Source organism: Leclercia sp. 119287 (assembly GCF_009734485.1).
Taxonomy (GTDB): Bacteria; Pseudomonadota; Gammaproteobacteria; order Enterobacterales; family Enterobacteriaceae; genus Enterobacter; species Enterobacter adecarboxylatus_C.
The window spans coordinates 1700555-1712854 of the sequence record NZ_CP046445.1; the positions used below are offsets into that span (position 1 = coordinate 1700555).

The 12300-nt window shown below is 58.6% G+C and carries 9 protein-coding genes and 1 pseudogene; 4 read left to right on the forward strand and 6 right to left on the reverse strand.

Annotated features, from left to right (window positions below; translation table 11 throughout):
- The first annotated feature begins 23 nt into the window (after window positions 1–23).
- The gene (pepN, locus tag GNG27_RS08170; RefSeq protein ID WP_156263351.1) at window positions 24–2636 is read left to right on the forward strand and encodes an aminopeptidase N; all 2613 of its coding nucleotides are present in this window, start codon (window positions 24–26) and stop codon (window positions 2634–2636) included.
- 147 nt (window positions 2637–2783) lie between these two features.
- On the opposite strand, the gene ssuB is transcribed toward pepN, so the two are convergent.
- The 5 genes and pseudogenes from ssuB to ssuE form a co-directional block, all read right to left on the reverse strand.
- Window positions 2784–3551, reverse strand: a complete 768-nt coding sequence (ssuB, locus tag GNG27_RS08175; RefSeq protein ID WP_142488941.1) for an aliphatic sulfonates ABC transporter ATP-binding protein — start codon at window positions 3549–3551, stop codon at window positions 2784–2786.
- Complete coding sequence (gene ssuC, locus GNG27_RS08180) at window positions 3548–4339, reverse strand: aliphatic sulfonate ABC transporter permease SsuC (protein WP_142488942.1); 792 nt, start codon at window positions 4337–4339, stop codon at window positions 3548–3550. The genes ssuB and ssuC overlap by 4 nt, the downstream gene beginning before the upstream one ends.
- Before the next feature lie 9 nt (window positions 4340–4348).
- Window positions 4349–5494: an FMNH2-dependent alkanesulfonate monooxygenase gene (gene ssuD / locus GNG27_RS08185; RefSeq protein WP_142488943.1), complete on the reverse strand. Its 1146-nt coding sequence runs from the start codon at window positions 5492–5494 to the stop codon at window positions 4349–4351.
- Window positions 5454–6453 (reverse strand): annotated as a pseudogene (locus GNG27_RS08190) (sulfonate ABC transporter substrate-binding protein). Before GNG27_RS08190 ends, ssuD begins: the two are co-directional and overlap by 41 nt.
- A 34-nt stretch (window positions 6454–6487) precedes the next feature.
- Entirely contained in the window at window positions 6488–7021 is a 534-nt protein-coding gene (gene ssuE, locus GNG27_RS08195; protein ID WP_156263353.1) for an NADPH-dependent FMN reductase, read from the reverse strand.
- A 248-nt stretch (window positions 7022–7269) separates the two neighbouring features.
- Between ssuE and pyrD the strand changes: the two genes are divergently transcribed.
- On the forward strand, window positions 7270–8280 hold the full coding sequence (gene pyrD / locus GNG27_RS08200; RefSeq protein ID WP_156263354.1) for a quinone-dependent dihydroorotate dehydrogenase: 1011 nt from the start codon (window positions 7270–7272) through the stop codon (window positions 8278–8280).
- Window positions 8281–8448: 168 nt separating this feature from the next.
- Window positions 8449–8985: a cell division protein ZapC gene (gene zapC, locus GNG27_RS08205; RefSeq protein ID WP_142488946.1), complete on the forward strand. Its 537-nt coding sequence runs from the start codon at window positions 8449–8451 to the stop codon at window positions 8983–8985.
- Here the strand turns inward: zapC and GNG27_RS08210 are convergent.
- Window positions 8982–10091, reverse strand: a complete 1110-nt coding sequence (locus GNG27_RS08210) for a YcbX family protein (protein ID WP_156263355.1) — start codon at window positions 10089–10091, stop codon at window positions 8982–8984. The genes zapC and GNG27_RS08210 overlap by 4 nt on opposite strands.
- Before the next feature lie 99 nt (window positions 10092–10190).
- Between GNG27_RS08210 and rlmKL the strand changes: the two genes are divergently transcribed.
- Window positions 10191–12299, forward strand: coding sequence for a bifunctional 23S rRNA (guanine(2069)-N(7))-methyltransferase RlmK/23S rRNA (guanine(2445)-N(2))-methyltransferase RlmL (gene rlmKL / locus GNG27_RS08215; protein WP_142488948.1), 2109 nt, complete (start codon window positions 10191–10193; stop codon window positions 12297–12299).
- Window position 12300: the final 1 nt, after the last annotated feature.

Consider the following 12300-nt stretch of genomic DNA (forward strand, 5'->3'; position numbering starts at 1 on the left):
ACAAACGATGCAAAAGGTTTTCTATGACACAACAGCCTCAAGCCAAATACCGCCACGACTACCGTGCGCCGGATTACCTGATTAGCGATATCGATCTGACTTTTGACCTGGATGCCACAAAAACCGTTGTCACGGCGGTAAGCCAGGTGACCCGCCATAACGCCACGGCGGTGCCGCTGCGTCTTGATGGCGAAGATCTGACCCTGGTGTCGGTGCACGTCAACGACACCGCATGGACCGACTATAAAGAAGAAAACAACCAGCTGGTGCTCGACAACCTGCCGGAGCGTTTTACCTTACGCATCGTCAACGAAATCAGCCCGGCGTCCAACACCGCGCTGGAGGGGCTATACCAGTCGGGTGTCGCCCTCTGTACCCAGTGCGAAGCCGAAGGTTTCCGCCACATTACCTGGTATCTCGATCGCCCGGATGTGTTGGCCCGCTTCACCACCAAAATCATTGCTGATAAAGCTACCTATCCGTTCCTGCTCTCCAACGGCAACCGCGTCGGTGAAGGCGAGCTGGAAAATGGCCGTCACTGGGTGCAGTGGCAGGATCCGTTCCCAAAACCGTGCTACCTGTTTGCGCTGGTGGCGGGCGATTTTGACGTTCTGCGCGACACCTTCACCACCCGTTCTGGCCGTGAAGTGGCGCTGGAGCTGTTTGTCGACCGCGGCAACCTCGATCGCGCTCCGTGGGCGATGACCTCGCTTATCAACTCCATGAAGTGGGACGAAGAGCGATTCGGCCTCGAGTATGACCTCGACATCTATATGATCGTCGCCGTCGACTTCTTTAATATGGGCGCGATGGAGAACAAAGGCCTCAACGTCTTTAACTCTAAGTACGTGCTGGCGCGGACCGATACCGCCACCGATAAAGACTACCTCGATATCGAGCGCGTCATCGGCCACGAATATTTCCATAACTGGACCGGTAACCGCGTCACCTGCCGCGACTGGTTCCAGCTGAGCCTGAAAGAGGGTTTAACCGTCTTCCGCGATCAGGAGTTCAGCTCTGACCTCGGCTCACGCGCGGTTAACCGCATCAACAACGTGCGCACCATGCGCGGCCTGCAGTTTGCCGAAGACGCCAGCCCGATGGCGCACCCGATCCGCCCGGACAAAGTGATCGAGATGAACAACTTCTACACCCTGACGGTGTATGAGAAGGGTTCCGAAATCATCCGCATGATCCACACTCTGCTGGGCGAAGTGAATTTCCAGAAAGGGATGCAGCTCTATTTCGAGCGCCATGACGGCAGCGCCGCCACCTGCGACGACTTCGTGCAGGCGATGGAAGATGCCTCTAATATCGATCTGTCCCACTTCCGCCGCTGGTACAGCCAGGCCGGTACGCCGATTGTGACCGTCAAAGACGACTACAACCCGGAAACCGAGCAGTATACCCTGACCATCAGCCAGCGCACGCCGCCGACGGCCGAGCAGGAAGAGAAGCACCCGCTGCATATTCCGTTTGCCATCGAGTTGTACGATAACGAAGGCAAAGCGATCCCGCTGCAAAAGGGCGGTCATCCGGTGCATAACGTGCTGAACGTGACCCAGGCCGAACAGACCTTCGTCTTTGATAACGTCTACTTCCAGCCTGTGCCTGCGCTGCTGTGCGAATTCTCCGCGCCGGTTAAGCTGGAGTACAAGTGGAGCGATCAGCAGCTGACCTTCCTGATGCGTCACGCGCGCAACGACTTCTCCCGCTGGGATGCCGCGCAGAGCCTGCTGGCAACCTACATCAAGCTGAACGTCAATCGTCATCAACAGGGCCAGCCGCTGTCTCTGCCGGTCCATGTTGCGGATGCCTTCCGCGCCATTCTGCTGGACGAGAAGATTGATCCGGCGCTGGCGGCTGAAATTCTGACCCTGCCGTCCGCGACTGAAATCGCCGAGCTGTTCGAGATTATTGACCCGATTGCGATTGTGGCCGTGCGCGAAGCCCTGACCCGTACCCTGGCGACCGAGCTGGCGGATGAGTTCCTCGCCATCTACAACCATCACAAGCTGGATGCGTACCGCGTTGAGCATGCCGATATCGGCAAGCGCGCGCTGCGTAACACCTGCCTGCGCTATCTGGCGTTTGGCGAAACAGCGCTCGCTAACGAACTGGTCAGCCAGCAGTATCATACTGCCGACAACATGACCGACGCTCTTGCCGCGCTGGCCGCAAGCGTTGCCGCGGAACTGCCGTGCCGTGATGCCCTGATGCAGGAGTATGACGACAAATGGCATCAGGATGGTCTGGTGATGGACAAGTGGTTCATTCTGCAGTCCACCAGCCCGGCCGCTGACGTGGTGAACAAGGTGCGCAGCCTGCTTGAGCACCGCTCATTCACCCTGAGCAACCCGAACCGCGTCCGTTCCCTGATTGGCGCCTTCGCCAGCAGCAACCCGGCCGCCTTCCATGCGGAGGATGGCAGCGGCTACCAGTTTATGGTGGAGATGCTGACGGAGCTTAACAGCCGTAACCCGCAGGTGGCGTCGCGTCTGATTGAGCCGCTGATCCGTCTGAAACGCTATGATGCAGAGCGTCAGGCGAAGATGCGTGCGGCGCTGGAGCAGCTGAAAGGGCTGGAAAACCTGTCCGGGGATCTGTACGAGAAGATCAGTAAGGCGCTGGCCTGATAGAAAGTTGGGGCCGGTTTTGTAGGCCGGGTAAGGCGAAGCCCGCCACCCGGCAATGCTGTGCGGCCTGATGCCCGGTGACGCTACGCTTACCGGGCCTACGGTTATGTTTTAGGCCGGGTAAGGCGAAGCCGCCACCCGGCATTTTTATCCGTGCTTTCTGACAGACACCTCATTTGCGCCACGCTTCATCACCCGATCCAGCACCTCCGCTTCCAGCTCCGCCAGCCGCACTGAACCCACCCGGCGAGGGCGTGGAAGGTCCACCGTCAGATCCAGCCCTATCTTGCCATCCTCAATCAGCAATACCCGATCGGCCATCGCGACGGCTTCGCTCACGTCATGCGTCACCAGCAGCACCGTAAAGCCGTGCTCCTGCCATAGCGAAACGATCAGATCCTGCATCTCGATCCGCGTCAGCGCATCCAGCGCCCCCAGCGGTTCATCCAGCAGCAGCAGCCCAGGGCGATGGATCAGCGCCCTGGCCAGCGCCACGCGCTGTTTTTGTCCGCCGGAGAGGGCGGCAGGCCACTCACCCGCGCGATTGTCCAGCCCGACGGCGGCCAGGGCTTGTAAGGCCTGCGCTTTCCAGTTGCCTTTCAGCCCCAGCCCGACGTTATCAATCACCGTTTTCCACGGCAGCAGACGCGCGTCCTGAAACATCATTCGGGTGTCTTCCTGGATCTGCGCCAGCGGGGTATTGCCGGCCAGCAGTTCACCGTCGTTTGGCGCTTCAAGCCCGGCCAGCAGGCGCAGCAGGGTACTTTTACCGCCACCGCTGCGGCCCACCACCGCCACAAATTGTCCGGCGGGAATGTGCAGATCCAGGCCGTTGAGAATGGTGTTTTCGCCGTAGCGTTTGGTCACGCCGTTAAGCAGCAGCGGCGTCCCCTGATTTAAGCGAGCCGTATTCATGCGTGTGCCTCCTTAATTACGTAGGCCGGGTTCCAGCGCAGCCAGCGGCGTTCAAGCCACTGGGCGCTGACATCCGCCAGTTTGCCGAGCAGGGCGTAGAGAACAATGGCCACTACCACTACGTCGGTCTGCAGGAATTCTCGGGCGTTCATCGCCAGGTAGCCGATACCGGAGTTAGCGGAGATGGTCTCCGCTACGATCAGCGTCAGCCACATCAGGCCGAGGGCGAAGCGCACGCCGACCATGATCGAGGGCAGGGCGCCCGGCAGGATCACATGGATGAACAGGGCGAAGCCGGACAAACCGTAGCTGCGCGCCATCTCCACCAGCCCGCGGTCGATATTACGAATGCCGTGCCAGGTGTTGATGTAGATCGGGAACAGGGTGCCAAGGGCGACGAGAAAAATCTTCGCCGTCTCGTCGATACCAAACCACAGGATCACCAGTGGGATCAGCGCCAGGTGCGGCACGTTGCGCAGCATCTGGATGGAGGTGTCCAGCAGACGCTCGCCCCAGCGGGACAGACCGCTGATCAGGCCCAGCGTCAGGCCAATCGACCCGCCGATGGAGAAACCAATCACCGCGCGCCAGGAGCTGATCGCCAGATGCTGCCACAGCTCACCGCTGGCGCTCAGGGACCAGAAGGCCTCCACCACGCCCTCTGGGGAGGGCAGAATGCGGCTAGACAGCCAACCCACGGAGGATGCCAGCTGCCAGATCAGGACAATACCCACAGGGAGCAGCCAGGGTGCAATGCGCAGCAGCCATTTTCGGGAAGGGTTAGCCATGCGTTCTCCTTAGCTCTGGGCGACTTTACGCGGGATAAATTCGTTGGCGACCGCCTCACCCTGCTGCGACAGGGGCTGCGGCTGCGGTATCTGCGGAATGGCGACATCCAGATGCGGGAACAGCAGCTCGCCTACCTTGTACGCCTCTTCCAGATGCGGATAACCGGACAGAATAAAGCTGTCGATACCGAGGTCGGCGTATTCATTAATTCGCGCCGCCACGGTCGGGCCATCCCCCACTAACGCCGTACCCGCGCCGCCGCGCACCAGCCCCACGCCCGCCCACAGGTTCGGGCTGATCTCCAGATTTTCTCGCTTGCCGTTGTGCAGGGAGGCCATCCGGTGCTGCCCGACGGAATCGGTGCGGGCAAAGGCGGCCTGGGCTTTCTCAATGGTGGCATCGTCGAGATGGGCGATCAGGCGGTCGGCGGCCTGCCACGCCTCTTCAGTGGTTTCGCGCACAATCACATGCAGGCGGATCCCGAAGCGCACCTTACGACCGTGAGCCGCGGCTTTGGCGCGCACCTGTTCGATCTTCTCTTTGACCAGCTCCGGCGGCTCGCCCCAGGTGAGATAGAGATCCACCTGCTCGGCGGCCAGATCCTGAGCGACGTCCGATGAACCGCCAAAATAGAGCGGTGGACGCGGCTGCTGGATCGGCGGGAAGAAGAGTTTGGCATCACGAACATGAATATGTTTGCCCTCGAAGGTCACATTTTCCCCCTCCAGCAGACGACGCCAGACGTGGGTGAACTCAGCGGAGGCTTCGTAACGCTCGGTGTGATCCAGAAAGACGCCGTCTCCCGCCAGCTCCTGCGGATCGCTGCCGGTCACCAGGTTAAACAGCGCGCGTCCGTTCGACAGGCGGTCGAGGGTGGCGGCCTGGCGGGCGGCTACCGTCGGAGAGGTCACGCTCGGGCGCAGGGCCACCAGGAACTTCAGGCGCTGGGTCACCGGGATCATCGACGCCGCCACCAGCCATGCATCCTCACAGGAGCGTCCGGTCGGGATCAGCACCCCGGTAAAGCCAATCCGATCTGCGGCCTGGGCGATCTGCTGGAGATAAGCATGATCCACCGGGCGTGCGCCCTCGTCGGTACCCAGATAATGACCATCACCGTGGGTAGGTAAAAACCAGAACAGATTCAGACTCATGATTTAGCTCCTTTTTGCGCTGTGGGTTGCCAGATACGGTCGCGAATATCGATTTTTTTCGGCACCAGGCGATTGTCATAGAAGAGGTCAGCGGTTTGCTGCTGCAACACGGCGGTACTGGCATCTACCGGTTTGATAACGGTTGGCGGGCGGTGGTCAAGGTAGGTGGCAATGACCGGCTCCGGGAGGCCCATCGTTTTTGCCAGCAGGGCAATACAGGCCTGACGCTGGCTCTGGGTGAGGGCATCCGCTTCGCTAAAGGTATTCAGTACGCCCTGAACAAATTCACCGTTTTTCTCCGCATAAGGGCGAGCGGCAAGGTAGAAGGAGCCGGTCTGTTTCAGGGTTTCGCCGTCTTTCAGCACCTTCACGCCACCCTGCAGCAGGGCCGCGGAGTAGTAGGGATCCCAGATTGCCCAGGCATCGACGTTGTTCTGCTGGAAGGCGGCGCGGGCATCCGCCGGGGACAGATAAACCGGCTGAATATCTTTAAAGGTCAGACCCGCCTGCTGCAGGGCGCGCAATAAAAGATTGTGCGAGCTGGAACCTTTCTGGAAAGCCACTTTATGGCCTTTAAGATCCGCCACGGTTTTAATCGGGCTGTCTTCAGGCACCAGGATCACTTCGGCTTTCGGTTTTGGTGGCTCCACGCCAACGTAGACCAGGTCCGCGCCGGCGGCCTGAGCAAAAATCGGCGGGATATCGCCGGTGCTGCCGAGGTCGATACTGCCGACGTTCAACGCCTCCAGCATCTGCGGGCCTGCCGGGAACTCCACCCAGGAGAATTTGGTGTCCGGGTAGCGTTTTTCCAGCAGTTGATGGCTTTTCGCCAGCACCATGCTGACGCTGCCTTTCTGGTAGCCTATACGCAGGCTCTCGGGGGCGGGATCGGCGGCGTGGGCCAGGCCGGAGAGGGCCACCAGACCCGCCAGGCTCAGGCGTGCAAGAGATTTAAACATGGGCGACTCCTTTCTGAAGACCGAAGGCGGGAACCTAAACGTCACGGCGATGCAGCGCCTGCCAGAAAGTTTCCAGCGCGCTGTCGAGGCGGGTTTGCAGGTTCGGGGTAAAGTGCGGCTTGTGCTGGTAGTCGATCACCTGCGAGTCATCGGCAAACACGCCGTGCAGGATCTCCTGGGCCTTCAGGGCGCTGAGCACCGGTTTCAGGGCATAATCCACCGCCAGCAGATGAGCGACGGTGCCACCGGTCGCCAGCGGCAGCACAATTTTGCCCTCCAGGGCGCGCTCCGGCAGGAGATCGAGCAGGGTTTTCAGAGCGCCGGAAAATGAGGCTTTATACACCGGGGTGGCGACGATCAGCCCGTCGGCATCCTTAAGCTGCTCGTTCAGGGTCTTCAGCGCCGGGCTATCGAAGCGGGCATAGAGAAGATCTTCCGGGGCGAAGTTATGCAGATTCCAGTGGAACACTTCCACATCCAGAGAAGTCAGTTGCTCCCGGGCATACTCCAGCAGCGCGCTGGAGCGGGAAGGGAATCGCGGACTGCCGGCCAACGTAATGACGCGCATAGATGCTCCTTATAACCAATTATTTGCTTTTATCTAACATTGATAACATTTGTTGGCAGTGTGGCATCGCTGACTTATTCCACTAAATGATTTATCCGCAAGATAAATGCCAAAAAATGAATAAAGGAGGGGTGAAAAGTAAACGATTGCGTCTGGTGAGGTTTTTTTTGCCGCAGGTCAATTCCCTTTCCCGCTGCGATCGCTGATAATTCGGCCCCGGTTTGCACACCGGGAATCCAGGAGAGTTCATGTACTACCCCTTCGTTCGTAAAGCCCTTTTCCAGCTCGACCCTGAGCGCGCTCATGAATTTACATTCCAGCAATTACGCCGTATTACGGGAACCCCGCTTGAAGCGCTGGTGCGCCAGCGAGTGATGGAGAAGCCGGTCACCTGCATGGGATTAACCTTTAAAAACCCGCTGGGTCTGGCGGCAGGGCTGGATAAAAATGGTGAGTGCATTGATGCACTGGGTGCGATGGGCTTTGGCTCCATCGAGATTGGCACCGTCACGCCACGCCCGCAGCCGGGTAATGACAAGCCGCGCCTGTTCCGACTGGTTGAGGCCGAAGGGCTGATCAACCGCATGGGCTTTAATAACCTCGGCGTCGATCATCTGGTCGAGAACGTAAAGAAAGCCCATTTCGATGGCGTTCTGGGCATTAATATCGGCAAAAATAAAGACACGCCGGTCGAGCAGGGCAAAGATGACTACCTGATTTGTATGGAAAAAGTCTACGCCTATGCCGGGTATATTGCGGTGAATATCTCTTCACCGAACACCCCGGGCCTGCGTACGCTGCAATATGGTGAAGCCCTCGACGATTTATTACTCGCCATTAAAAATAAGCAAAATGAACTCCAGGCGACGCACCATAAATATGTCCCGGTGGCCGTTAAAATTGCCCCGGATCTGACTGAAGAAGAGCTGGTACAGGTCGCCGACAGTTTAGTTCGCCATAATATTGATGGTGTTATCGCCACCAATACCACCCTCGATCGCTCGCTGGTTCAGGGGATGAAATATTGCGACGAAATGGGTGGCCTGAGCGGGCGTCCGGTGCAGTTAAAAAGCACCGAAATTATTCGCCGTCTGTCGCAGGAATTAAAGGGTCGCCTACCGATTATTGGGGTGGGCGGTATTGATTCGGTCATGGCCGCGCGCGAGAAAATGGCGGCTGGCGCTTCGCTGGTGCAGATATATTCAGGCTTTATTTTCAAAGGCCCGCCGCTGATTAAAGAAATCGTTAATCATATCTAATCTTTTAGCATGACTTACAACCAGGGCTTTATTTCCAGCTCTGGTTGTTTTATATTCCCGGACTGTTGCTTTATTAGACATTGTAGTCTTTGATTATTGAAGTTAAAAAAGCGAAGCGGCAAATAAGGACTTTCTTACGACAGGACGTTTCGGGAACGGGAGAGACAGATGCGAATTAAACCTGACGATAACTGGCGCTGGTATTTCTGTGACGAGCACGATCGCATGATGCTCGATCTCGCCAATGGTATGTTGTTTCGTTCGCGTTTTGCCCGCCGGATGTTAACCCCGGACGCCTTTGCCGATACCGGTTTTTGCGTCGACGATGCCGCGCTCTATTTCTCCTTTGAAGAGAAGTGCCGCGATCTGGATCTGTCGAAAGAACAACGCGCCGAACTGGTGCTCAATGCGCTGGTGGCGATCCGCTTCCTTAAACCTCAGATGCCGAAAAGCTGGCACTTTCTTGCTCACGGTGAGCGCTGGTCGCCGGTCACCGGCGATGCCGCATGCGTCAGCCTGAGCGAAAATGCCGAGCTGGTGAATTTGCTGGTGGTGGAGCCGGGCGATAACGCCGCGCTCTGTTTACTGGCGCAGCCGGCGGTGACTATTGCCGGGCGCACCATGCAGCTGGGCGACCCGATCAAAGTGATGAATGACCGACTCAAACCCCAGCCGGTCAGCTTCAGTCTCGAGCAGGCCGTTTAGGCTTCCAGCTGTACCGAGGTTTTCGGTACGCAGCTGCAGCACAGAATAGTGCCGTCACCGCCGATGGCCGATTTCTTCAACGCGCTCACTTCGCCTTCGACCAGCGTGATGCGACAGCATCCGCAGATCCCCGCACGACAGGAATAGGGCACGCGAATCCCGGCCTGTTCAAGCTGCTCCAGTAACACCTGCTGATTGTTACCGCGAATCGTCTGACCCTGCCACTGAATGGTCACCGCCGTGGCAGGCTGGATCTCCACCTCTGGAGTCTCTTCTTCCGCACCTGCGCCGTAGATCCGCCCTGGCCCGGTCGAGAGGATCTCCACCTCGTCGCCCACGCGGATCACGCCGCTGGAGCGCGGGATCAGGTTCTGGCCGAAATCAACATCGCCGTTATCCTGCGCGGTGCGGAAGGATTGCAGCGTTTTCAGCGGCTCGCCGGCGGGGTGCTTCTGCCCCTTTTCCGGGCTGACGGTGGTAAAGATGCAGCGGCTACAGGGTTTCACCACGTCAAAGATAACGTCGCCGATGCGAATCACTTTCCAGGTGTCTTCTTCCCAGGCCGTTGCGCCTGTGACCACCATATTCGGGCGGAACTGCTCCATCTGCACGCTTGCCGGGCAGCGCTTTTGCAGATCGCGCAGCGAGGCGTCGTTGGTGAGCAGGAACGGGAAGCCGTCGGCAAACGACAGCGGCACCCCGGCGAAATTTTTCACGCGTCGCGTCAGTTCAGGCCCGACCCAGCGAAGCTGTACCGGGCGGGAAAAGAACTCGCTCAGCCAGCGGTTAATCGCCTCCGGGGCGATACGCGCGGTAAAGTGGTTGCCCCACACTTCGGTAGGCGCATCCGCTGGCGCAAAATCGCTGAAGCGAACGATACTACTGGAACCGTCCGGCGCGGTGAGATGCAGACCATCCTGAACCGGGGCCGGAGTGAAACGAACCATTTGCGGGAACTGGCGGGCGGTAATGAACGTGCCATCCGGTTCGGTGACCATGAAAATGCGATCGTAGGCAAAACCGCTGACGTCTGCGAAGGCATGCGTGAGCCCAATACCGCGCATGGATTTGACCGGATGAATGAAAAGCCTGGATAACGTCGCCACGGCACCGTCCCCTCAAATGAAAATAAGCCCTCAACTTTATGACATAGAGCCCAGATTGGCTATAATGCGCAGCAATTTTCTTAGAGTAAAAGTGACGATATGAATTCTCTGTTTGCCAGTACGGCCCGTGGGCTGGAAGAGCTGTTAAAAACTGAACTGGAAAGTCTGGGCGCGCAAGAGTGCCAGGTGGTTCAGGGTGGTGTCCATTTTCAGGGCGACACGCGGCTTATTTACCAGAGCCTGATGTGGAGTCGCCTGGCCTCACGCATCATGTTGCCGATGAGAGAGTGTAAGGTTTACAGCGATCTCGATCTTTATCTGGGCGTGCAGACGATCGACTGGACAGAGATTTTTGCTCCGGGCGCCACTTTTGCCGTGCACTTCAGCGGCCTCAACGACGAGATCCGCAACAGCCAGTACGGCGCGTTGAAGGTCAAAGATGCCATCGTCGACAGTTTCACCCGCAAAAATCTGGAACGTCCGAACGTCGATCGTGAAAACCCGGATCTGCGCATTAACGTGCGTCTGAACAAAGAGATCGCCAGTATCGCGCTGGATCTGTGTGGCGAAGGCCTGCACCAGCGCGGCTACCGCGACCGGGCGGGTATCGCGCCGATCAAAGAGAACCTGGCGGCGGCCATTGTCATGCGTTCCGGCTGGCAGCCGGGCACGCCGCTGCTCGATCCGATGTGCGGTTCCGGTACGCTGCTGATTGAAGCGGCCATGCTGGCGACCGATCGCGCACCGGGTCTGCACCGCGGCCAGTGGGGTTTCAAGGGCTGGGCACAGCATGACGAAGCCACCTGGCAGGAAGTGAAAGCCGAAGCTCAGACCCGCGCCCGTGCCGGTCTGGCTGCCTATGAATCCCGTTTCTACGGTTCTGACAGCGATGCCCGCGTGATTGAACGCGCGCGCAGCAACGCCCGTCGCGCCGGGATTGGCGAGCTGGTCTCCTTTGAGGTGAAAGATGTCTCCCAGCTCACCAACCCGCTGCCGAAAGGTCCGTACGGGACGGTGATCAGCAACCCGCCTTACGGCGAACGTCTGGACAGCGAGCCGGCGCTGATTGCCCTGCACAGCCTGCTGGGCCGCACCATGAAGGATCTGTTTGGCGGCTGGAACCTCTCCCTGTTCAGCGCCTCGCCGGAGCTGCTGAGCTGCCTGCAGCTGCGCGCCGAGCGTCAGTTCAAGGCCAAAAACGGCCCGCTGGACTGCGTGCAGAAGAACTACCATCTGGCCGAGAAAGAAGCCGACAGCAAACCGGCCAGCATTGCGGAAGATTACGCCAACCGTCTGCGTAAAAATCTGAAGAAATTTGAAAAATGGGCGAAGCAGGAAGGGATTGAGTGCTATCGCCTGTATGACGCCGATCTGCCGGAGTACAACGTCGCGGTCGACCGCTACGGCGAGTGGGTGGTGGTGCAGGAGTACGCCCCGCCAAAAACCGTCGATCCGCAGAAAGCGCGTCAGCGTATGCTGGATATCATTGCCGCGACCATCAACGTGCTGAACATCGCCCCGAACAAGCTGATCCTGAAAACGCGTGAGCGTCAGAAGGGGAAAAACCAGTACGAGAAGATGAACAGCAAGGGCGAGTTTATCGAAGTGGGCGAATATAACGCGCGCCTGTGGGTCAACCTGACCGATTACCTCGATACCGGCCTGTTCCTTGACCACCGTATCGCCCGCCGTATGCTGGGCCAGATGAGCAAAGGCAAGGATTTCCTGAACCTCTTCTCCTACACCGGCAGCGCCAGCGTGCATGCCGGTCTGGGCGGCGCGCGCACGACCACGACCGTGGACATGTCCCGCACCTATCTGGAGTGGGCAGAGCGCAACCTGCGTCTCAACGGCCTGACCGGCCGGGCACACCGTCTGCTGCAGGCCGACGTGCTGGGCTGGCTGCGCGAATCGGAGGAGCAGTTCGATCTGATCTTTATCGATCCGCCGACCTTCTCCAACTCCAAACGCATGGAAGAGTCTTTTGACGTTCAGCGCGACCATCTGGCGCTGATGAAGGATCTTAAACGGATGCTGCGTAAAGGCGGCACCATCATGTTCTCGAACAACAAGCGCGGCTTCCGCATGGATCACGAAGGGCTGGAAGAACTGGGGCTGAAAGCACAAGAAATCAGTCAAAAAACCCTGTCCCAGGATTTTGCCCGTAACCGTCAGATCCACAACTGCTGGCTGATCACCGCCGCCTGAA